18 protein-coding genes, 3 tRNA genes and 1 pseudogene are annotated in these 23,227 nt (G+C 45.1%); 12 read left to right on the top strand and 10 right to left on the bottom strand.

The window, feature by feature from the left end; all coding sequences use genetic code 11:
• From HUF13_RS03660 to HUF13_RS03675, 4 genes are all read right to left on the bottom strand, one after another.
• Window positions 1-303, bottom strand: a 303-nt coding sequence (locus HUF13_RS03660; RefSeq protein WP_304038784.1) for a GTP-binding protein, incomplete at its 3' end; no start/stop codon positions are given.
• Window positions 304-326: 23 nt separating this feature from the next.
• A tRNA-Thr gene (locus HUF13_RS03665) sits at window positions 327-398 on the bottom strand.
• Between the two features lie 44 nt (window positions 399-442).
• Window positions 443-525 (bottom strand) — tRNA-Tyr (locus tag HUF13_RS03670).
• 8 nt (window positions 526-533) lie between these two features.
• Window positions 534-606, bottom strand: a tRNA-Thr gene (locus HUF13_RS03675).
• A 367-nt stretch (window positions 607-973) separates the two neighbouring features.
• Between HUF13_RS03675 and HUF13_RS03680 the strand changes: the two genes are divergently transcribed.
• The 8 genes from HUF13_RS03680 to HUF13_RS03715 all read left to right on the top strand — a co-directional run bounded on the left by HUF13_RS03680 (window position 974) and on the right by HUF13_RS03715 (window position 13,062).
• Window positions 974-1,387 carry a thioesterase family protein gene (locus HUF13_RS03680; RefSeq protein WP_173473866.1) on the top strand — a complete coding sequence of 138 codons (414 nt, stop codon included), beginning with the start codon at window positions 974-976 and terminating at the stop codon, window positions 1,385-1,387.
• Window positions 1,388-1,405: 18 nt separating this feature from the next.
• Complete coding sequence (locus HUF13_RS03685; RefSeq protein ID WP_173473867.1) at window positions 1,406-2,710, top strand: replication-associated recombination protein A; 1,305 nt, start codon at window positions 1,406-1,408, stop codon at window positions 2,708-2,710.
• Window positions 2,711-2,899: 189 nt separating this feature from the next.
• Complete coding sequence (locus HUF13_RS03690; protein ID WP_173473868.1) at window positions 2,900-4,600, top strand: DUF4153 domain-containing protein; 1,701 nt, start codon at window positions 2,900-2,902, stop codon at window positions 4,598-4,600.
• A gap of 3 nt (window positions 4,601-4,603) precedes the next feature.
• Window positions 4,604-6,304, top strand: a complete 1,701-nt coding sequence (locus HUF13_RS03695; protein WP_173473869.1) for a DUF4153 domain-containing protein — start codon at window positions 4,604-4,606, stop codon at window positions 6,302-6,304.
• A 3-nt stretch (window positions 6,305-6,307) separates the two neighbouring features.
• Window positions 6,308-8,026, top strand: a complete 1,719-nt coding sequence (locus HUF13_RS03700) for a DUF4153 domain-containing protein (protein WP_173473870.1) — start codon at window positions 6,308-6,310, stop codon at window positions 8,024-8,026.
• Window positions 8,027-8,200: 174 nt separating this feature from the next.
• Window positions 8,201-9,049 carry a TIGR02147 family protein gene (locus tag HUF13_RS03705; protein WP_173473871.1) on the top strand — a complete coding sequence of 283 codons (849 nt, stop codon included), beginning with the start codon at window positions 8,201-8,203 and terminating at the stop codon, window positions 9,047-9,049.
• The gene (locus HUF13_RS03710) at window positions 9,046-11,145 is read left to right on the top strand and encodes an FISUMP domain-containing protein (protein ID WP_173473872.1); all 2,100 of its coding nucleotides are present in this window, start codon (window positions 9,046-9,048) and stop codon (window positions 11,143-11,145) included. Before HUF13_RS03705 ends, HUF13_RS03710 begins: the two co-directional genes overlap by 4 nt.
• A gap of 168 nt (window positions 11,146-11,313) precedes the next feature.
• Entirely contained in the window at window positions 11,314-13,062 is a 1,749-nt protein-coding gene (locus HUF13_RS03715) for a DUF4153 domain-containing protein (protein WP_173473873.1), read from the top strand.
• 219 nt (window positions 13,063-13,281) lie between these two features.
• Here the strand turns inward: HUF13_RS03715 and HUF13_RS03720 are convergent, their stop codons facing one another.
• Entirely contained in the window at window positions 13,282-14,505 is a 1,224-nt protein-coding gene (locus HUF13_RS03720; RefSeq protein WP_173473874.1) for an SUMF1/EgtB/PvdO family nonheme iron enzyme, read from the bottom strand.
• A 213-nt stretch (window positions 14,506-14,718) separates the two neighbouring features.
• Between HUF13_RS03720 and ahcY the strand changes: the two genes are divergently transcribed.
• On the top strand, window positions 14,719-16,179 hold the full coding sequence (gene ahcY / locus HUF13_RS03725; protein WP_173473875.1) for an adenosylhomocysteinase: 1,461 nt from the start codon (window positions 14,719-14,721) through the stop codon (window positions 16,177-16,179).
• 469 nt (window positions 16,180-16,648) lie between these two features.
• On the opposite strand, the gene HUF13_RS03730 is transcribed toward ahcY, so the two are convergent.
• Together HUF13_RS03730 and HUF13_RS03735 are read right to left on the bottom strand one after the other, a co-directional pair.
• Window positions 16,649-17,881: a TonB family protein gene (locus tag HUF13_RS03730; RefSeq protein ID WP_173473876.1), complete on the bottom strand. Its 1,233-nt coding sequence runs from the start codon at window positions 17,879-17,881 to the stop codon at window positions 16,649-16,651.
• A gap of 60 nt (window positions 17,882-17,941) precedes the next feature.
• Window positions 17,942-18,373 (bottom strand): DUF3791 domain-containing protein, encoded by a 432-nt coding sequence (locus HUF13_RS03735; protein ID WP_173473877.1) that lies wholly within the window; start codon window positions 18,371-18,373, stop codon window positions 17,942-17,944.
• A gap of 158 nt (window positions 18,374-18,531) precedes the next feature.
• Here HUF13_RS03735 and HUF13_RS03740 point away from each other — a divergent pair, with 158 nt between their 5' ends.
• Window positions 18,532-19,392, top strand: coding sequence for a DUF975 family protein (locus HUF13_RS03740; RefSeq protein WP_173473878.1), 861 nt, complete (start codon window positions 18,532-18,534; stop codon window positions 19,390-19,392).
• A gap of 49 nt (window positions 19,393-19,441) precedes the next feature.
• On the opposite strand, the gene HUF13_RS03745 is transcribed toward HUF13_RS03740, so the two are convergent.
• Complete coding sequence (locus HUF13_RS03745; protein ID WP_173473879.1) at window positions 19,442-19,726, bottom strand: hypothetical protein; 285 nt, start codon at window positions 19,724-19,726, stop codon at window positions 19,442-19,444.
• 85 nt (window positions 19,727-19,811) lie between these two features.
• Window positions 19,812-20,333, bottom strand: coding sequence for an adenine phosphoribosyltransferase (locus tag HUF13_RS03750; RefSeq protein WP_173473880.1), 522 nt, complete (start codon window positions 20,331-20,333; stop codon window positions 19,812-19,814).
• 183 nt (window positions 20,334-20,516) lie between these two features.
• On the opposite strand from HUF13_RS03750, the pseudogene tuf reads away from it, so the two are divergent.
• A pseudogene (gene tuf, locus HUF13_RS03755) lies at window positions 20,517-21,659 on the top strand (elongation factor Tu); the annotation flags it as partial.
• 481 nt (window positions 21,660-22,140) lie between these two features.
• A complete protein-coding gene (locus HUF13_RS03760; RefSeq protein ID WP_173473882.1) occupies window positions 22,141-22,530 on the top strand; it encodes a cupin domain-containing protein in 390 nt (129 codons plus the stop codon).
• Between the two features lie 51 nt (window positions 22,531-22,581).
• Here the strand turns inward: HUF13_RS03760 and HUF13_RS03765 are convergent, their stop codons facing one another.
• Window positions 22,582-23,211, bottom strand: a complete 630-nt coding sequence (locus tag HUF13_RS03765; RefSeq protein WP_173473883.1) for an AraC family transcriptional regulator — start codon at window positions 23,209-23,211, stop codon at window positions 22,582-22,584.
• Window positions 23,212-23,227: the final 16 nt, after the last annotated feature.

Here is a 23,227-nt window from a genome sequence, read left to right on the forward strand (position 1 = left end):
GCCGTCCATCTGAGCAGCACCAGTCACCATGTTCTTCACATAGTCAGCATGCCCCGGGCAGTCGACGTGTGCGTAGTGACGGTTAGCGGTGGTGTATTCGACGTGAGAAGTATTGATCGTGATACCACGAGCCTTTTCTTCTGGAGCGTTGTCGATTTCGTCGAAACGCTTTGCAGCGGCGAGACCCTTAGCTGCGAGAGTCGTGCAGATTGCTGCAGTAAGAGTGGTTTTACCGTGGTCAACGTGACCGATGGTGCCGATGTTGCAATGCGGCTTACTTCTGTCAAAATGTTCTTTTGCCATTATTCTATCTCCATTTTAGTGAGAGCCCAGATCGGGAGTCGGACCCGAGACCTCTTCCTTACCAAGGAAGTGCTCTACCACTGAGCTACCTGGGCATAAGCCCTACGATGCCTTTAGACACCGTAGGGCTAGATTGTCGTGGGCCGTCGTGGTTTCGAACCACGGTAGGCGTAAGCCAACGGATTTACAGTCCGTCCCCTTTAACCACTCGGGCAACGACCCATTATGTAAGCCAAAGATAGGAATCGAACCTACGACCGGCTGATTACAAATCAGCTGCTCTACCAGCTGAGCTACTTTGGCACTCTTTTGTTTCAGTTCACTTGAGGAACTAAAGCGTGGCAAATTTAACAAGATTTATGTGGTTTTGTCAACAAGAATTGCGTTTTTTTTTGAAAAAAAATGAAATTTCTCAAAATACACGTAAACAAACTAGAGCAAAGAGTGTTAGTTGACTGTTGATAGATTTTTAAGTGAAAAAATGAGCACTAATTTTTGAGAATTTTTCTATATTTGTCTCGTAAATTGCACTAACACAAGGAGATGCTCGCTCGTAGGCGGGCATGACAGAACCCAAAAAGCACCCCTAGTAACTAGTAACTCAGAACTCGAAACTCATTTTACTACTTTATACACTCGAACTTATACCCACATTCTATATATATTACACATGGAAAACAATTTTTCTTTTAAGACCCGCATTCAAGTCCGTTACGCCGAAACTGACGCCATGGGCGTCGTGCACCACGCCACCTACCCCATCTGGTTTGAACAGGCCCGTGTTGACTTTTTCCGCGCCGTTGGAGCCCCCTACGACGAAGTCGAACGCGAAGGATTCGCAAGCCCGGTCCTCGAATTGAACGTGCAGTACAAGCGCCCGTGCCGCTTTGGTGATTTTGTCGATGTAGAAACCAAGCTTGTGCACGAAGGACGTTGCAAATACAAGTTCCTCTATCAGGTGACTTTGAACGGCGAACTTTGCACGACCGGTTATTCCGTACATGTATTCACGAAGGGCGGAGTCCCGACACGCGACAGGCCCGAATGCATCAAGAAAGTCGAAGACAAAATCTTTAGCGACTAATTTTTATATAGTACAATCATGGACGCCCCTTTAGCAGAACGCCTACGCCCGCAAAACCTCGACGAGTTTCTTGGACAAAACAAGATTCTCGGACAGCAGAGTTTGCTTCGCAAGAGTCTCGAAAACGACTCGATTCCCAGCATGATTTTCTGGGGTCCTCCGGGTTGCGGAAAGACTAGCCTCGCCCACGTCATCAAGCAGCACACCAAGAAACGCTTTGTTGCGCTCTCGGCAGTCGCTAGCGGCGTGAAAGAGGTCAAGGAAGTTCTCGCGGACGCACGCCAGATGAAGCACGCGTTCATGGATACGATTCTCTTCATCGACGAAATCCACCGCTTTAACAAAGGCCAGCAAGACGCATTGCTTGGTGCGGTGGAAGATGGCACGGTGACGCTCATCGGAGCAACCACGGAGAATCCTGGCTTTGAAGTGAACGGGGCTTTGCTCAGCCGCTGCCAGCTGATTTTGTTCGCACCGCTCAGCAAAGAGGACTTGCGGACACTCATTTTCAGTGCCTTGCGAGACCACCCACGCGGTTTACAGCTCAAGGACGTCGAAGTCGAAGACGCTGTTGTCGATAAACTCATTGCGCAATCCGAAGGCGACGCGCGATTCTTGCTGAACCAGCTCGAATGGATTGGCAAGAACCTCGGCGACAACAAAGTCATTGACGAAAAACTGCTCGAAGAATTCCAGTACAAGAAGCCCCTGCGTTACGACAAAAGCGGCGAAGAGCATTACAACCTGATTTCGGCGTTGCACAAATCCGTGCGCGGTTCCGACCCAGACGCGGCACTTTACTGGATGCACCGCATGCTGCAAGGCGGCGAAGACCCGCGATTCATTTTGCGTCGCCTCATGCGCATGAGCATGGAAGACATCGGGCTTGCAGACCCGAATGCGCTACTGCTTGCAACAAGCGCCCGCGAAGCGTACGACTTCATGGGAATCCCGGAAGGCTTGATCGCACTTGACGAGCTCGCCGTTTATTTGGCACTCGCGCCCAAGAGCAACAGTCTCGAACTCGCCGGTATGAAAGCAGACGCCATCGTAAAGCAGACGGGAACGCTCCCCGTGCCGCGCGCCTATCGCAATTCCGTGACTCGCGTCGGCAAGCAGCTCGGCTACGGAAACGGCTACGAGTACGATCACGACAGCCCGGGTGGCTACTCTGCGCAGGAGCATTTGCCCACGCAACTTGTCGGCACGACGATTTACGAGCCCAAGCCCTACGGACGCGAAAAGGCACTCGGCGAACGCCTCGCGCAGTTGAAGCAGATTAAAAAGGAACGGCAAGAAAAAGAAGTAGGCGGTAGACAGTAGGCGGTCGGAAGGAAGGAAGAAGGAAACGTCATCCTGAACGAATGTGAAGGATCCAGTCATTTTTGTTTATGCGTTACAAGACTTCACTGGATCCCCTCCCTGACGGTCGAGGATGACAGTGTAAGGGATTTCAGGCAATAACGGTCGCGAGAGTCGCAGACAATACACAAAGAACTTGGAGGGAAGAAAATGGACTTTACAGCAATCAAGAAATACCCGAGTCAAATTTCGACGGCATTCAAGCGGTTTCCGCTCGCATCAGCATTTGCCATTTTTGCATCAGTCGCATTCATCTACGTTTATGAAAACTTCAATTATCCATATTTTAGCAAATTAACTTATTGGCTGTCCATCTATCCGATGGCGGCCACAATGATAGCCCTCACGATTTCGCTGGTCCAGGAATCCCGGAAAAAATTCAGCACCATCCCCCATGTCGTCGCCGGGGCCGTATGGCTAGCCATCTCCATCGCACTAGCCTTTCACCGCGTTCAATCCGACACCTATGCCGAAAACGCTTATGTCTGGATAACATTAAAATTTATCTATACAACCGTTTTCTTGAGCATTTTCATCGCCCCATTTTTCAAGCAAAAAGACGAAAACGGATTCTGGGCATTCTTGATGAAGAATATAAAAGCCGCTGTCATCGCCATCGTTATTTCAGCATTCCTGCTCGCCGCAATTGACGGACTCCTATTCGGATTTTTAAACCTGTTCGACATCAAGGTCTCTGGAAGCCCTTTTGCCTACTCGGCGATCATCTGTTCATGCACCATATTCCCCATCTTGTTTTTCTCAGGCATTCCCTCCATCGATGAATGCCTGCAAGAAACACCTGCTTTGAACAAATTCCAAGCCAGTGCGAACAAGTTCCTGTTCTTGCCGGTGATTTCGCTCTATATCATTCTCCTTTACGCCTACATCGCAAAAATCATCATCCAGTGGGAAATGCCCAAAGGAATGGTTTCCTACCTCGTTTCGGCATCCATGTTGCTCATGCTTCTGCGTGTCACGCTGACGCTCCCCGAACGCATCAACCCCAAGCCATCTTTCGAAAAGACGCTCCTGAAAATTCTCCCCGCCGCCTGCATCCCTCTTGTCATCCTGATGTCCGTCGGCATCATGCGCAGAATCTCCGATTACGGGATTTCAGAAAACCGCTATTACGTCGTCGCCATCAACATCTTCTTCTATGCCATAATTGCAATCCTCCTTACACCCAAAATCATTTGCAAATCCAAGTACATTGCCATCGTTTTTTGCAGCATGTTCTTTATCGCCACAAACGGTCCCCTGAGCGCCCTCAATGTCACGCACCGCATCTGGATGGAAAGCATCAAGACTGAACTTGCCGAAGAAGGCTACAACAAATTCCCGTTAAGCATGGAAGACGCTCAAAATTTCGTTGACCGATTAAAGGTCAAGAACACCCCCCATACAGAAACAGTCCTCTCACGATTAAAAAAACTCAATATAAGAGGTGACGAAGATCTCGCCCAATATATTACCATCAAAAACCGCTATAACATCAACTATGATTCTAACAATAACAGCAATCGCGTTTCCATCATCAAAACATATATTCCCGCAAAAGACAAATATTTCGCCATTCCTCAAAACGTATCCCAAGTCTCTTACCTTTACAAGATCTTCCATCAAGAAGATTACGAATTCAGCAATGACACGCTATTTTTCCAGCTCAAACCACAAAAGCTCGACAAAACTTTCAAGTTTTTTATAACAATAACAGATTTGAAACAAAAAAATGTTCGACTCCTTGAAACCGAAGGAGCAAAAATTGTAGTCGAAAGCTTTGACATCAATATCATAAGCGGCAACAATAAAGAGAGCTATTTCACCATCCACGGCTTCCTTTTCCTGGAGTAAATCATGGACTTTACAGCAATCAAGAAATATCCGAGTCAAATCTCGACGGCATTCAAGCGGTTTCCGCTCGCATCGGCATTTGCCATTTTTGCATCAGTCGCATTCATATATGACATAAAATGTTCTAATTCACCCTTTACCAATCGCCTTGAACATTGGCTGCTCATTTACCCCATCGCGGCAATGCTCATTTCGCTCGCGGTATCGCTCGTCCAAGAATCCCGACAAAGCTTTAGCAAAATTCCACAAATCGTGGCAAGTGCCATATGGATTGCCATCTCTGTTGCATTAACGCTTTACTTTCCCAAAGACTCCAACGACCACAATCAAATCTATGTTGGAACGACCTACTTTCTCATATACACCACAACTTTTTTAAGTATTTTCATCGCCCCATTTTTCAAACAAAAAAATGAAAACGGCTTTTGGGTATTTCTAACAAAGAGCATAAAAGTTTTCGTCATCTCCATCGTCATCACTTACGTATTAGACACAGCAGTCAACCTGCTCCTATTAGGATTTTTTCATCTTTTCGACATCAGGATGCCCGAAAAAACATTCTTATACATAACCGTTTTTTGCACTTGCACCGTCTGCCCCATCCTGATTTTTTCTGGCCTTCCCTCCATCGACGACTGCCTGCAAGAAACCCCTGCCTTGAATAAATTCGAAACCAGCACGAACAAGTTCCTATTCTTGCCGGTGCTTTCGCTCTACATCATCCTTCTTTACGCCTACATTGCAAAAATCATCATCCAATGGGAAATGCCCAAAGGAATGGTTTCCTACCTCGTTTCCGCATCCATGTTATTCATGGTTCTGCAGGTTACGCTGATGCACCCCAAACGCATCAACCCCAAACAATCTTTCGAAAAGAAACTCCTGAAAATTCTCCCCGCCGCCTGCATTCCCCTCGTGATTTTGATGTCCGTTGGTATCTTCCGCCGAATCGCTGACTACGGGATTTCAGAAAGCCGCTATTACGTCGTCGCCATCAACATTTTCTTCTATGCCATAATTGCAATCCTCCTTACACCCAAAATCATTTGCAAATCCAAGTACATCGCAATCATCTTTTGCAGTATTTTCCTCATCCTCACGAACGGTCCCCTGAGCGCCCTCAATGTCACGCACCGCATCTGGATGGAAAGCATCAAGACTGAACTTGCCGAAGAAGGCTACAACAAATTCCCACTAAGCGAAGAAGACTCCCAAAAATTCATCGACCAATTGAAAGCCAAGAAGAGCCCGCAAACAGAAACAGTCATCTCGCGAATAAAATCTCGCAATATAAAATTTGACAAAGAACTAGCCCAATACATCACAACAAACAATATCAATTTTCACACTAATAATTACGATAAAATCGAACCCATTTCCATCCTCATTGCATTCATCCACGCACCCAAAGACAACTATCTCGACATTCCTCAAAACGTATCCAAAGTCTCTTACTTTTACAAGACCTTCCGTCAAGAAGATTACGAATTCCGCAATGACACGCTCTTTTTCCAGCTCAGCCCCAAAAAGCTCGATAAGACATTCAAGTTCTTTATAACAAAAGAAGCTCTGGAACAAAAAAACGTGCGCATCCTTGAAACCGAAGGAGCCAAAATCGGTGTCGAAAAATTGGACATCAATATCATAAAGGATGACAAAAAAGAGAGCTATTTCAACATCCGCGGATTCCTCTTCTTGGAGTAAAACATGGACTTTACAAAAATCAAAAAATACCCGAGTCAAATCACGAGCGCATTCAAGCGATTCCCGCTCGCATCGACATTTGCCATCTTTACATTCTACGCATTCGTCATGATTTACGACTTGGGGCCAGCCATTTCCGATGAAGCCGGCAAGCCATTTTTATGGTTAAGCATTTACCCAGTCGCGGCAATGCTCATTGCAGTCGCCACATCGCTATTCCAAGAATCACAAAAAAGCACAAGCCATCATTCCCAAATCATCACTAGCAGTGCATGGATAATCATCTCAGCCGCATTAGTTTCTTTTCTCTTTACTAAAAACGAAGACAATCTTTTTTACTTCACAAGCACCATCATACTTGTTTATATAGTAGCCCTTTTCAGCATTTTCTTCGCCCCGTTCTGGAAACAAAAAGACGAGAACGCATTTTGGAATTTTTTGCAAAAGAACATCAAGGCCTTAATAACCGCAGTCATCATCTCCGCAATTTTACTCGGCGCCATCGAAGGCCTAGTATTTGGTTTTGCCGGGCTTTTCGACACGGATTTCAGCGAGAACGTTTACATTTACATCTTCCTTTTTTGTTCTTGCACAGTGCTCCCCATATTGTATTTTACAGGGATCCCTTCCATTGACGAATGCATTGAAGAAGCACCATCTTTGAACAAATTCACAACAAGCACGATTCGTTTCCTCTTTATCCCGGTACTTGCAATCGGCATTGCGCTCTTTTATGCCTATATCATCAAGTTCATTGTGCAATGGGACATGCCCGAAGGCGTAGTATCCGCATTTGTTTCTGGATTCATGGTTTACATGCTCGCGCTTGCCACCGTGATGTACCCTGCGCACCTAACATCAAGCGAAACTCTCGAAAAACGGCTTTTAAAAATATTCCCTGCCGCCTGTATTCCCCTTGTCGTTCTAATGACCATCGACATCATCACCATGTTGCTCGATAGTGACATCGACGAAGAGTTCTTCTACATCATCGCCATTAACATTTACTTTTACGCCGTTATCGCCATATGGCTCATCGACAAAATCAAGCGCAAATTCCGATACATAGCCTTGACTTTCTGCGTACTGTTCTTTATCTGCACAGACACACCCTTAAACGCCCCAATAATCACCCGCCACATATGGGCCCAAAGCATTGAAAACGCACTTATCGAGCAAGGCTACAGCAACTTCCCGCTAAGTGAAGAAGACGAGAACAAGTTTATTGCAGCCCTTAAAAAAAGGAATGATAAAAATGCCAAAAAGGTCTTGTTGCGAATCCAGAAACTCGACGACGAATATTTAACCCGATATTTTTCCGAAAAGATTTCCTTAATCGACGAACCTGAATCCTGCTGTACCGCCCCCGACACGACCGAAAAATTCGAAACCTTCGAAGCGGACATAAACAACACCAACCAGAATGCGCTTAAAATTCCCCAAGGCGCAAAACAAGCCTTTTTCATAGATCTTAATTTCGATAACGACGATTTCGAATACCGTGGCGACACGCTCTCGTTCTTGATCAACATTACCGATGACCAGGACACCTCAAAACATTCCACTTACAATTTCCGCATCACCAAGCAAGAACTCAAGATAGATTCCTTAAACACCATCGAAACGGATAGCGCTATAATAGGGATAAGGGAACTGCATACAGAGCAAAGATCCGAAACAAGTCATTCGCTCAGAATCGACGGCTTACTTTTTATAAAGTAAATCAAGCAGACAAGCCGTTTACCTCATTCGTCATACAACCTAAAACCCACCTCTCTCATCCCTCACATAACAAATGACACACATTTGTATCATATTTTAAAATTTTCAAATATTTCTTTAAAAAATTGCCATTTTTTACCATAAAAACGCATATTTTGTAATATTTTTTATTTCATGAATCCAATAATCGAATACAACGATTACCGCCTTTACATGCGAGACTTTTATGAAGAACGTAAGAGAGTCTCCTATTTTACTTGGCGAGAATTTGCAAGCCTTGCCGGTTTTGTTTCCCCGACCTACCTCAAGCTGGTATGCGACGGGAAAACGCGCCTGAGCAAGCCCGGAATAGATAAAGTCGCACGAGCCATGGGGTTAAAAGGGTTCGATTACACCTATTTCAGGCTACTCGTCAAATTCGGGAACGCGAAAAGTGCCGAAGAGAAGGAGGAGGCACTCCGCGAACTCGGGCGCGAAGCAAACATGAATAAAATCCGCATCCTTGACGCAGACACATTCCGCTACTACGAGATGCCCACCTGCCCCATCGTACGTGAACTCGCCCCGCTCATGCCAAACGCCGACCCAAGCGAAATCGCCGAAAAAATCCGAGAAAAAACATCAGCACTAAACGTCCGCGAAATTTTGCAGTTCCTGGTAAAAACCGGACTCCTCGTAAAAACAGGCGATGGCACTTACGAGCAAACTGAAAAATCGGTCAAAGGATCCAAAGAAGCGATTCCGCTCGCCATCCGCACCATGAACAAAAAGATGGCTGCGCTCGCCACACGCTCCATCGAAAAAGACCCCGTCGAAGAACGCAACTTTTCAGGCGTCACCATGGGCATCAATGAATCCGCCTACGCACGCATCATCGATGTTATCAACGACTGTCGCAAAAAAGTAATCGACATTGCACGCGAATGTCAAAACATCAACCAGGTTTACCGTCTGAATTTACAACTTTTTCCATTAACAGATAAAGTAAACAATAAGGACTGCAAAAAAGGGGGACAACAATGAGCCCGTTGAAATATTTAATTCTCGCATGCTCTATCGTTTTTTTCGCCTGCTCCGAAAAAATAGCAGGGACTTGGGAAGACGAGAGCACGTTCGCTCAACAAAGTTCTTCGAGCGTTGTAGAAAGTTCTGCCGAAAGTTCGTCTAGCGATATTGTCACAGAACCATCCGAAATAGAAGTTTATTGGATTGATTCCATAGAAACGAAAGTTTACTATGGATGTGGGAGCAAAGGCGGCGTCGTAACATACAGCAAGAATCCTCTCGCTCTCGACAGTGAGAGCGAAACCCATTCATCTTCCAATGGTGTAATTTCTCCCGTCATTCGATACATCGTGCCTGAAGATACAAGCGAACCTCATATCATCACACTCGACAGCATTATCGAAGGCCGCGTCGCAAAACTTGTCGCAAGCGGAATTTCCGAAAGTGATGCGAACAGCACCGCCCAATGGGAACTCTTTAGAGCCATTGGCATCGACACCATCCTCCTGGAAAGCACCCAAATAAAGCCAATAGATATAAACAGTGCCATCAACTATATTTTTGGGGGAACAACAAAATCCGATTTCTTCAAGGAAGTCAAGGAAGCATTCACCGAGACGGGAACCCTCGAGCAAAAGCACTATTGCAATTTTGACATGTCCCATATAAGGACATATTCATCGCTCTACGAAGTAAAATCAATATATAATCCCAACAGTCTATTCGCTAGCCACATTCTTTACAATCAAGATGATTACAAGCCAAAAGGATGCAGCGGAGGTCCGTTACTTGTAGTACCCATTGACATAACAAGCAACATCGAACGCAAATGCTTAAATCTTCCATACTGCAACAGTTCCATCAAAGACTCCGTTATCAAAACAAGTTTCAACGGCATTGGAGAAAGAGCGTTTATTTGCAGAGAATCCGTCTGGGATGCGGCAACGGATAAGGAAGCCGAAACCTACGGCATCCCTTGCGACAAAGAAGGCAAGTACATCGTACATTCCAAACAGCCCGAATATTCATATATGTGCAGCCTAGACTCCGGTTGGCATGCTGTTTACACCATCGATGCAGAAACTTATGACATCCCATGCGATAAGTACGGCAAATTGTTCAAAAGTCCGAATAGACCAAACATCACTTACGTCTGCAAAGATGTAAATACAATAGCTTTATCCGGCAAACTTGGCTTATATTCCTGCCGTACGATCTCGATACAAGACCCTTACAGCCCACATGCCAGCTGTCGCAAGGTTGGATGGGAAATTGCAAAACTAATTGATTTTGAAACAGCCGATGTTGAATGCGATTCCGAAGGCAAAACACATCAAAGTCCATCAGACTCCACTCTCTATTACGTCTGTCACAAAAATAAATGGACAGAATTTTACAACGCCCCATGCGACACAGACAACAAACGCATCAAAACCAAAGACCGTTTAGGATTCTTTATATGCTACAACAAAACTTGGCGATACTCATATCGTTGGAATTCAGATTATCCGGCAGAATACTATCTCAATCCTGACATAGATTACGGACATTTCACAGATCCGCGCGACAATCGAGAATACAGCACCATCGAATACAAAGGCAAAACTTGGATGGCAGAAAACATGAAATACGAAGGTGCATCCGAGAACGAACGTAAGGAAATGACTTTTTGCAACGGCAACTGTGAAAACGTGGGACGTTATTACAACCACGAAATTGCAGGGGAAATTTGTCCCGACGGATGGCGGCTACCCGACTCCTCGGACATCATAGCACTTGGCGACTCTTCAACAATCCATAAACTTTATACGCAATTTAGCGGCATCGGTAATGAAGAACCAGACTCAACTCTCAATCCTTACGGCATGAGCTTTTTACCTATTGGAAAAATAGAAGTTAAAATAACATCAAATTCAGGAACAACGAGCTACAAATCATCGTTATCAGACAAACCATGTGTGCCCCTATGGCTGAACAAAACAGATGGTAACGGAAATCGGCTCTACGCAACAATCGGATTTAACGACATTGATTTTCAATGGTACACGCCACAGCAATCACCCCCCAACGAAAAAAACAACCTATTCATCCCAATCCGTTGCATAAAAAAGTAAATCGGTTATTGGTTAGCATCGTCATTCTGAGCGACCTCAGGGAGTGAAGAATCCAGTAACATTCTTCATTACACAGTCATCCCGGCCTCTGCACTCTCTGTCATCCCGCACTTGTTGCGGGATTTTCTTTTTGCAATACTCTCGAACATATCTTATATTTAAAAACAAATGTTGAAATTACTCAAAGAATACCCGACCTTGATTCTGGCCGCGTTTAAGCGGTTCCCGCTAGCCATAGCGTTTGCGTTCTTGACATCAGTTGCGTTCATATTCTGCGTTGATGGGTTACCTAAGCTATTCCCCACAAGAACGACCTTTAGCCGAATCCTTGATTTTTGGTTACTTATTTACCCTGTCGCAGCCACGCTCATCGCCCTCACGACATCGCTCATTCAGGAATCCCGAAAAAGCACACGCAAGATGCCGCAAATTCTTACGAGCGTAAGTTGGCTTGTCATTTCATTTACACTCAGTCTTTGTTTTATCACTGCAAACAACTGGGGCGGCAAAGAATCTATAGGTCATATAATCATTTGTATTTACGTTCTCGTTTGTATAGCCTTGATTTATGGACCGTTTTGGAATCAAAAGAACGATAACGCTCTTTGGGTATTTGGCAACAAAATAAGCGACTCAATCGCCATATCTTTTTTTATTGTAATTTTATTTAGCATCGCATCATTTGCACTCCTAAAAGCAATCAACGCCATATCAAACAATACAGACTCCAGTTCAGCCCCGTTTGGGCTAGTAATCGTTTTCACAATATTCCCCATCCTGTGCATGGCAGGCTTACCGTCCATTGACAAATGCATCGGGGAAACGCCCACATTAAAAGATTATATAACCACCATAAAATTGAAGATAAAATCAAAGCAGTTCAGTATTTCTTTCGACAGCTTCAAACACATATTTTTACCGCTTTACGCCATTTACATTGTTACCGTCCATATTTACGACATCACAGCCCTGCTGCAATGGGATCTCCCAACAGAAGCAATCTTTTATCTTGCAATCGGCGCCTTAGCTTGCGTAGTCATAATCAATAACGAATATTACCCTGCACTTATACAACCCGAACATTCTTCTGAAAAGACAATCGTTACTGTTCTCTCCTATACTTGCATTTTCCCCATTGCCACGGCAACCATTGCGGTCATCCAAAGAATTTCTGAATACGGCATTACGACAAACCGATATTGCGCATTGGTATCTTGTATTTTCTTATGCATATTCGTTATACTCAACTGTATCCCCAAAATCATTCTATCTAAATATGTCATCATCATTTTCTGTGCGATACTCATGGCATCCTCGATCGGGCCATTCAGCGTAACAAACATTACCCACAACGCCTGGCTCAAGAACACAGAGAAAACGCTCGTAAGCGAAGGCTACACTGCATACCCGCTCAGCGAAAAAGACACGAAAAAGTTTTTCTCGGATCTTTGGAATAAAGACGGGCACACGGCAAGCATCATCGCCTACCAAGTGAATAAACTCCATTCAAGATCGATCGAAAAACTTTACCAGTACTTCCCCGAAAGTAGCGACCTCGCGGACATTTCCAAAAAGTACCCTACAATTAGCAAGACTATTAAAAACGACGAAGTCCACACGATGCCCGAAAATTTCAGCAAATTCGCATTCGTGGTTTACACTTTCAAACACGAAGAGCTCGTGACGCGAAACGACACGCTGTTTTTCAGTTACCCGCTCAAGGACATCGACTCGACAAGCAGCAAGGTTTTCAGTTTCTACATACCAAAGCAAAGTTGGCTTGATAAGGACATAAAGGTCCTCGAAACCGAAGGAGCCAGATTCGAAGTAGAATACATCAGATTTCGCCAATGGGAAAACAAAAAGCACCAACGCGAAAGAGACCTGCGCCTCGTCGGGATGCTGTTCATGGAGTAAATCTGGACGCTAGTTGTTGGTCGTTAGTTAGTGACGTCATGGCGGACCTGATCAGCCATCTCTTGCGTCTAAAATTGATGCATTCAGCATCCTTGGTATTGGCTCAAATATAGAGAAAGACAAGTCCTTCTACATCTCTCGCCTCGCTCAAGTTTCCGACTCAAGGCAGAAACGACGATATTTGGAGAATTATTGCATACAAATTCATTTAAGTTACCTTCAATCCAACACACGAACCATGCGCATGCCTTGAAAAGCTGGCTTTTTAAATGTAGCGTTAGTAATTATTTCATCGCGAGGAAGGCACTTGTATTTAATCAAGTCACGGCATGCTTTACCAGGATTATGAAAACCCGATATGCTGCAAGGATTAACCCCATAATAACCATTATAACCATCCGGTACAAAATACGATTCATTAGCATTTCCATAAGTATCATATAAGCCATACCGATTAGGAGCATACTGTTTTACTGGGTAAAGACCAGATTTTTTTTCGGCACAATGGATATCCGCATATTTTTTTAGCGAATCCTCAATAAATTCGTTTCCCCAGGAAAAGACTTTTGATCGTCCTGCATTTTGAAGAATATACCATTCGTCGTAGTAAGGAAGCCTATAGCCATTGGCCGAATCGTTATAGGTACACTCTGTCAGTTTAGGGCAGTTTTTAACACTTTCAAGCCCGTCCTTTTTTGATCGAAAACTCAAATAATAATGATAATATATAGAAGGATAATCCAACACCTCTAAGGAATCCGATGATGGATAATACTCTTCGTTAAGGAATAATACAGAATGTTGTTTAGGAAATTTTTCCCCTTCACGCAGCCAAAGCGCATCTCGGACACGTAACTCAGTTTTATCTACAATCAAGTCGTAATCCATATGAACCGCATATGATGTATCTCTTATTTTCCCATATTCAAAGCGTCCAACACCTCCATAAACGATGAAATCTTTTCCTTTGAGATTCACAATGGCCTGATTTACTAAAATCCAACTAGAATCAGCATCAGTTAAATCGTTCAGATTTCGAGCATAAAGAACAAGAATACTTCTTGTATAAGGTGAGCCATCTACATAAAGACAATTCTTGGAATCCATTCGTGCAGAGCCGTTTACAATCCAGATTCCATCACCCGTATTAAATTCTTTTTCAGGACAAAATATCACTCCTTGATTCCAATCTACTTCGTACCATCTCTTATGGCCACTAGATTTCGTTGGTTTTACGGATTTATAGGAACGCAGCCCTGCAACAGGTTTCGCCTTTGAGGCTATGTAATACTTTTTAAAGCCCTTTTCTTGAAACGCATTCTGCGCCTCACGCATATCGTGCAGAACTGACACGCAATTGCCATTTGCATCAAAAACGCAAAAGTCATTGCCAAAGGAAAAAGAAAGATAAACAAGCAATAGTAAAAGAAATTTTTTCATCATGCAAAAAAAAGCGTTCCGCCCCAGAAACACGTTTAACATTTAGCTCATACGATTTAAATATACAAAAACCAAAATTAACTTATATAGACTTCATATATACGGCCTAAATCGCCCTTTTGGAGTTGACATTTATCTATGCATATAACTATATTTACGCATAAATAAGATTGATAAAATCGCGCGGACACAAAAACCACGCCAAAAGGAAACATTATGGAATACAAAATTAAGGATATCAACCTTGCTGTGGAAGGCCGCAAGGAACTCGACCTCGCCGAAACCGAAATGCCGGGCCTCATGGCTCTCCGCAAGGAATATGCCGGCAAGAAGCCGCTGGCTGGCGCCCGCATCATGGGTAGCCTCCACATGACCGTGCAGACCGCTATTTTGATTGAAACCCTCGTGGACCTGGGTGCCGATGTGCGTTGGGTGAGCTGCAACATCTTCAGCACGCAGGATAACGCCGCTGCCGCCGTGGTAGTGGGCAAGAAGGGCACCATCGACAATCCGCAGGGCGTGCCTGTTTTCGCTTGGAAGGGTGAAACCCTCGAAGAATATTGGGAAAATACCGCCAAGGCTCTCGTTTGGCCCGACGGCAAGACTCCGGACCTCATCGTGGATGACGGCGGCGACGCTACCATGCTCGTGACCTGCGGTGCCGAATTCGAAGATGCCGGCAAGGTGCCTGAATTCAACCCGGAAACCGACTCCGAAGAATGGGGCGTATTCCTCGCCACCTGCCGTAAGATTTTCGAAAAGGATCCGAAGCAGTGGACCCGCGCCCGCGAAACTCTCCGCGGCGTTTCCGAAGAAACCACTACCGGCGTGCATCGCCTTTACCAGATGGCCCAGGCCAAGCGCCTCAAGTTCCCGGCTATCAACGTGAACGATTCCGTGACCAAGTCCAAGTTCGACAACCTCTACGGTTGCCGCCACTCCCTCATCGACGGCATCAACCGTGCCACCGACGTGATGATGGCTGGTAAGATTGCTGTGGTTTGCGGCTACGGCGACGTGGGTAAGGGCTGCGCTCAGTCCCTCCGCGGTCAGGGTGCTCGCGTGATTATCACCGAAATCGACCCGATTTGCGCTCTGCAGGCTGTGATGGAAGGCTACGAAGTCAAGACCCTCGACGAAGTGGTTAGCTACGCCGACATCTTCGTGACCACCACGGGGAACACCGGCATCATTAGCGCCGCCCAGATGGAAAAAATGAAGCACCGCGCCATCGTCGGTAACATCGGTCACTTCGACAACGAAATCGACATGGCCGGCCTCAAGAAGATTCCAGGCATCAAGCGTAACGAAATCAAGCCGCAGTACGACGAATGGATTTTCCCCGACGGTCACAGCATCCTTATCCTTGCTGAAGGCCGCCTGCTGAACCTCGGCTGCGCCACCGGCCACCCGAGCTTCGTGATGAGCGCAAGCTTCACGAACCAGACCATCGCCCAGATCGACCTCTGGCTCAACGCTCAGGGCAAGCAGACCGTCGCTGGCATCAAGTACGAAAGCGGCGTCGTGTACACGCTCCCGAAGATCCTCGACGAGAAGGTCGCTCGCCTCCACCTCGAAAAGCTCGGCGTCCACCTGACGACCCTCACCAAGGCCCAAGCCGACTACATCGGCGTACCTGTGGAAGGCCCGTACAAGGCGGATCACTACAGATACTAGTAAACAGTGGTTAGTGGCTAGTGGTTAGAAATAACTACTAGAGACAAAAGAAGATAAAGTTCACGAAGGTCGGTGAGCCTGCCGAACCGCCGAAGTGAACTTTATTTTTTGGAGTCATCCTAAACACGCGTCATTGCGAAGGGCGAATCGCCCCGAGGCAAAAGTGTGCAAGGCGATTCCAGTAAAATATGCTTGCATATTTTTATTGGTGAGCCGTAGCCACGGACGCCAAAGGCGTCAATCCACCCCTGATTTGTCATCCCCGCGTAAGCGAGGATCTCCCTATAAAATTCCCCCGTGCAAATTAATGTGCGGGGATTTTTAATTTGCATCACCTTATGTTTGAAATATTGGAAATATTTTTTATTTTAGGGCGAAGAATCGACAAATGTCATTTTTTCGCCCCGGATTTATTCCGGGGCGGCATCGCCTTTAAAAAATCCCTCACACTCGCTGGGGGATATTTCACTTATAGAACCCAAAAACCGAACGTGAGCGGAATCGTCACCTTCGCGCTTCCGGACTCCACCGTGCCAAACGTCATCTGACCAACAGCATCCCTGATCGCATTATCGAATTCCTCGTAGCCGGTCGAGGAATAAGCGACGGTTGGACGGGCAACTTCACCGCTCGGGGCAATCTCAAATCTCAAGACAACGCGGCCTTTGAATCTGGGTTTCTTCTTCAAGAACTTGTTGTAAATGTGTTTCAATCCTGGCGACCGCTGGCGCATGGTTTCCGCAACATCTTCGGCGGAACGTGAACCGCGCACCTTAACATCTTTTGTCCACAGAAACTCGACCCAGCCGAAAGCCTTAGCTTTATAGTCCTTCATCCTGCCAGCCGACTCCGTAAAAAACTTATCGCTAAATTTTTTCGAAATTTTCTTCCTGACAGTCTCCTCCATTATACTCGGACGAGTCTCAACAAGCCTTAAATCACCGCTAGGATTAATCTTTGGACGCTCTAAACCGGACAACCGGTAAATTTCTTGATAGGCCCATTCCATTGCACTAACGCGAAAAGCATCATCGTCTTTATTGACATTGACCATGACCTCGACATACCTGAAACCAATCTCTTTCAACGCAATTATCAAAGGGTGCAATTCATGGAACTTGTTATGCCTAAAAAAACTACCATCAATAACTAAATAAATCCTGTCAGCGTCCCACCTGTCAGCATACCACTTGCGATAACGAATCAAGGTGCTGACAATAACATCAAACGCAGAAAGCGGAGCGATAGCGGCATCTCCCCGCCATATCCTTCGCATAGAATTCGGGGAAAGCGTAGCAAGCGAATCCCCTTCGGCGGGCAATTTCAAATCCCTCGGCGGATTCATGCCCAGGTCGCCCTCGCCCGGAAGGCTGAGATAATCGCCCTTGCCATCAATATAGACGCTATCCGGTGCCGCGATCAGTGCCGAATACAGATAACGGGGGAACGGATAATAGACCGCCCAGAGGAGACGCCCTGGATCCTCTTCGAAATCCTTCTCGATTACAGCATAGCGATGCGGGTACGGGTAATCGAGAACCTTATAATACACAGACGGGTTAGGAAACCAACCAAAAGCGCCGACAACAAGATAATCGTCTTTCACGTTAACGTTAAGCATCAAGTCCTGTTCCCAGCAGTGACCGTAGCCAAAATAAAGCGACACCGCAAGGGCAATGGTAAAAAGAATCCGGTCCGTCATTTTACTTCTCCAAAAACTCCAGCATTATCATCGAGGAAAAATAGGCAACCGAAATCTCCCTCATCTCACCTCTTTCAGCAGTTCCGAATTTCTCTGAATATCCTTTTCAATAAGCCCGCAAATATAAAGAGCACTTTGTCCGTAAAGTCCTAGCGAATCGTCATCAAGGCATTTGCCTGTCGGTGACGTATATACAATTCGTATGGCATCATTTTCTGAAATGGAATAAATTTCCATCAGCATTGATACCACTTGTGGAATCAAGATAGACTTAACAAGATGATGTGAATCTTCGCTTTTTTTCCCGCTAAACCACTTGTCAAAAAAATCCATCAGGTATTCTTTGCCCATGCCGTGCAAGTCTTCATAGTCGTCTTGCAACATTTTAAGCAAACCAGAGTGCGCAAAAAGCTCGTAGACTTCGCTCGAAGCCTTGCCGGTATATTCGGCGTAGTTTTCAATACAGTATGTCTTAAACGAAAGAACAGACATTTTGTGCCTTGGGTTTATTCGGAATATAACTTTTTTTCAAGACACCCTCTTTCTTTCCCATCCCCCATTTCCGCAATTTTATACAATTTTTTACAATTCAAGCATGCCTCCATCTTTTTGTATTTTATATTATAACGAAATAAAAGAAGGAGTCTTTTATGGAAACCAATAAAATCGCAAGAATAAATTCCATTCCCAACAGCGAAATAAAGCAGCGAGCATGGAACATCCTCATGCAAAACCCAAAGAAATCCATACTCTTTATTTTGTTTTATCTCTTTATTGCCATAATAATTTCCATTCCGTTCGATACAAGAATATGGGGAATCAACGAATCCTCAGCCCCCATAAAATTCATCTTGGCAAACCTTATTTGTGCAACTCTCTGCTATCTAGTCCTTGCGCCCATCACAGTTGGCTTTTATAAATTCTTTCTAGAATGTTCTAGAAACTTTCCAACACCATACTCCGTTCTATTCTTCGGTTATAAAAAATACGTCAGAAACACAATCGCAATTTTATTAATCGACTTCATATTTTACGGACTATTCGCAATAATAAATGCAGCCTTAGCTATTATATGCTTAATTCTTGCAGCGTTTCTTATTGGAGAAATCAATAGCTCAGTTCCCATTCTTGTGCTGCTTAGCAACATCCTTTCTTTCTTTGAGATGCCCCTCGACAAAAGCCTCATTTGCATTTTCATAAGTATCGTAGTTATCGCATTTTCAGTATTTATTTTATACCAAACATTTGCTTTAGCAGAATTTTTCCCATTCGTTCTCGCCGAAGACAACAAGACAGGAGCCACTAAATTACTGAGTTCTTTTTGGGCGAAATCTTCTCCCTACAACCTCAAAACGATTAACCTTTTTCTCAGTTTCACGGGATGGTGGATACTCGCCATATGCACCTTGGGCATCGCTATGTTATGGGTAGGCCCTTATTGGTGTTACGCCAAGACCGAGCTTTACAAAGAAATCACCAGCAAAGAAAAAGCTACAGAAACTTCAGAATAAGTTTATACAAAATAGTCTCGCATTAACACGAGACTTTTTATTTTTACACTTACCTATTCCAGCCGGAATGTCCGTCACCATAAGCAACGCCACCGCCATCATCATCGTAGCCGCCCAACGACGAAGTGCTTTTCACGCCGAGCCAGCCGCGCATTCTTTTTATTCTCGCTGAGGTCGCTGCGTTTTCCTCCGCGGCATTCTCCTCGCCGTTCGCGGCATTTTTTGCGGAGACATTCCCTTTGTCATCTTTCGAGGCGCACTTCAAAGCGACATTTTCAGCATGTCCACCCACTTGCAAGCTAGCACCTTGCGTTTCTTCAAGAATCTCAGCCATGTCATTTCCTCCCGCAAAAAATTTTACCTCGAAAATATAGCTATTTACATGATAGCAACAAAGCAAACCACCGTCTTTAAAAACCTCAATGCCCAGAGAACTGCGTCAAAGCCTCCACGCGATATCCCGAAAGTACATCGCGCCCTTTAAGGTCTAAAAGTTCTATGATAAATGCGCAGCATTCCACTTTGCCGCCCACTTTTTCAATAAGCTGAATTGCAGCACGTGCCGTTCCACCTGTAGCAAGCAAATCATCGATAAGAACAACGCGATCCCCAGGCTTAATGGCATCTTTGTGAATTTCTATGCAAGCAGAGCCGTACTCCAAATCGTACGTGACACCGACCGTTTCCCGCGGGAGTTTACCTTTTTTGCGCACAGGCACAAATGGCTTGTGAAATCGTTCCGCAACAGACATGCCAAACAAAAAACCGCGCGCTTCAAGCCCCGCAACAACATCGAACTCTATTTTTTCAATAACTTTGTAAAGACTATCCATCGTCAACTTGAGTGCATCGGCATTTCCCAAAATCCCCGTAATATCGCGGAAAAGAACCCCAGGCTTCGGAAAATCAGGAACTGATATAATGTAGTCTTCAATTTTCATGGCGCCCGCCCTCCAACTTTATATAATTAAAATAATTTAAATCAGCACGATGTAAAAGAGCATATAAGAAAAATAATTTTACATAAAGACATTCTCCTTAAATTTGCTCATAATAATATGTACAAAACAAATCACAACTAAATTTAAAAGTTTTGTACTCACGATTTTATTAAGGAGAAAACAATGGCTAAAGAACGTTTTAAAAGATCCAAACCACATTTCAACCTTGGAATCATCGGCCACGTCGATCATGGCAAAACAACATTGATAGCCGCTCTATCCAAAATTTTCGGCACCATATCTAATGGAAATGATCCAGAAGAAAGAGATCGCAACTCCTCACCAAGCCAAATAGAATTTGAAACAGAAAACCGCCACTACTCTATAGGCAACAACGGATCCCACAGCGATTTTGTGAAGAACATGATAACTGGCGCCGCTCAGATGGATGGCGCAATCCTCGTCGTTGCAGCACCCGATGGCCCAATGCCGCAAACGCGTGAATACGTTCTGCTAGCACATCAATTAGGCTTAGAAAAAATGGTCGTATTCTTGAACAAGTGCGACATGGTTAACGATCCTGAAATGCTTGAACTCGTAGAACTCGAAATCCGCAACATGCTCTCTCAATATGATTTCGACGGAGATAATACCCCGATTATCCGCGGATCCGCCCTTAAGGCGCTCGAAGACGATCCCATGTGGAAAAACAAAATCATCGAGCTCATGAACGTTTGCGACACGTATTTACCTCTCAAGGAACCCAAAGATTTGCCTTTCCTCTTGCCTATCGAAGATGTTTTCAACATCACCGGGCGCGGAACAGTTGTCACCGGACGCGTCAAACGAGGAACCCTACACTTAATGGACAAAGTCGAACGTGTCGGCATTCGCGAAACTGCAGAATACTTTACCACCGGCATCGAAATGTTCCGCAAGATTCTTGACGAAGCACAAGCCGGCGACAATGTAGGTGTACTCCTCCGTGGCGCACAAAAATCAGATTTCGTTCGCGGCATGGTTCTCGCAAAACCGGGATCCATCTTTGCGCATACCAAATTCAGAGGCCAAATTTACGTGTTAAAAAAGGACGAAGGTGGCCGCCACACACCATTCATGAATGGCTACCGTCCTCAATTTTATTTTTGGTGTTCCGATATTACCGGAACCGTCGAGCTCCCCTGCAACGTCGAGATGGTTACTCCTGGCAGCTCCGCAATCATTGACGTACAATTGATAGCCCCTATCGCAATGGAAAAAGGAACTCAATTCGCCATACGCGAAGGCGGACGCACCGTCGCAAGCGGCACAGTTATTGAATTTCTCGATTACGATATTCCTGCAGACAACAAATTCCTCTTGCAAATCGACGAGTCTTACGTCATTATTGGTCGAGGACTCTGTGTTACTGGAACTATTAAAAAAGGAACCATCCGCCTAAACGACAAGGTTAAAGGCGCAGGACTACAAGCAAGTAAATCATACATTGTTACGGGCATTTCTCTCATCAACTCGACAAATGCAGTTAGCAATGTTAGCGAAGCACGCGCTGATGATAAAGTAAGTATTTTGCTCAGAGGTGCAACAAAGGCTGAAATTAGCGGCGAAAAATATCTCATCTCCGTAAATTAAATCTCCATATAAGAAACACAGCTCCCTTGGTGTAATGCCGAGGGAGTTTTTCGCAATTTTATACAATTTTTTTCGAAGTTCCTTTTATAGAATACGGGTACAACCGCGGCGCAATTTCGACAAGCATCGCAAACTTTCAAAATCGCGCCACACAATCGAATAAAAGGAATACAATATGGAAAAAGAACTTTTTGAAAAATTCAACAACGGCGAACTCAGACTCCCCAGCAACACAAAAGCATTCAAGGATATCGCCTGGAGCAAGCACCCGACTTTTGAAGGAGTCGAACTCAAGCACATCATCACCTCGAAAGAAACTGGCGGCACATTCAGCTACCACCTCGTTCGCATCGCACCAAATAAAAGCATCAAGAATCACATTCACGAAACGCAACTCGAAACTCACGAAATCATCGCTGGGAGCGGCGTGTGCATAAATGACGGCGTCAAACTCGATTACGTCCCAGGCGTGATTTCGATTATGCCCGCAAAAATTCCCCACGAAGTAAACGCAGGCGACGAAGGGCTTTACATGTTCGCAAAATTCATTCCCGCGCTATGTTAAAGATGGCGCCCCAGAACAAGTCCGGGGTGACAAAGAGGCCGTCATGACGATTTAGGCATTATTTGATGCGGGTTTCACGGCCCGCTTATATTCTTTAGGCGAGAGCCCAACTAATTTTTTAAAGCAACGGTCCATGTGACTTTGGTCGTAAAATCCGGCATCGTAAGTCACTTCGGACGCGCTTCTTTCGGCAAGCAGTTTTTGCGCCTTGCGGACTTTGCATTGCATCTGGAACTGGTGCGGCGTAAGCCCGAATGCCTTTTTAAATTCCCGAATCATGTAGAACGGGCTGATGCAAGAATCATGCGCCATCTGTTCAATCAAATAGATGTTCTCGGGATTTTCGAGAATGCTTTTGCGCAACTCATTCAAGCGAGCAACAGCATTTTCATAATCGCCCGCACTTTTCGATTCATCGACTTTTATGCACAACACAACCATCGAATAGCTTCGCCCATCGAACGTCTTGATTTCGTGCAATACGTTCGGCGGAATCTGGAACTTATCGCCGGCACTGTAAATTTCCGCAACCCCGTTCATCACCAAGCAAACCGACCCTTCTTCGATATAGCCGACAGTCAAATGATCCGTATGCGTATGCGACGGATACGACTTTTGCCAATCCTTATAGCGCACGCATTCAATTTGATCATTCTTTTTACTGTACGAAATTTCGGGCATCAGCGCAAATTATAGC

It is taken from the genome of Fibrobacter succinogenes (assembly GCF_902779965.1).
GTDB lineage: Bacteria > Fibrobacterota > Fibrobacteria > Fibrobacterales > Fibrobacteraceae > Fibrobacter > Fibrobacter succinogenes_F.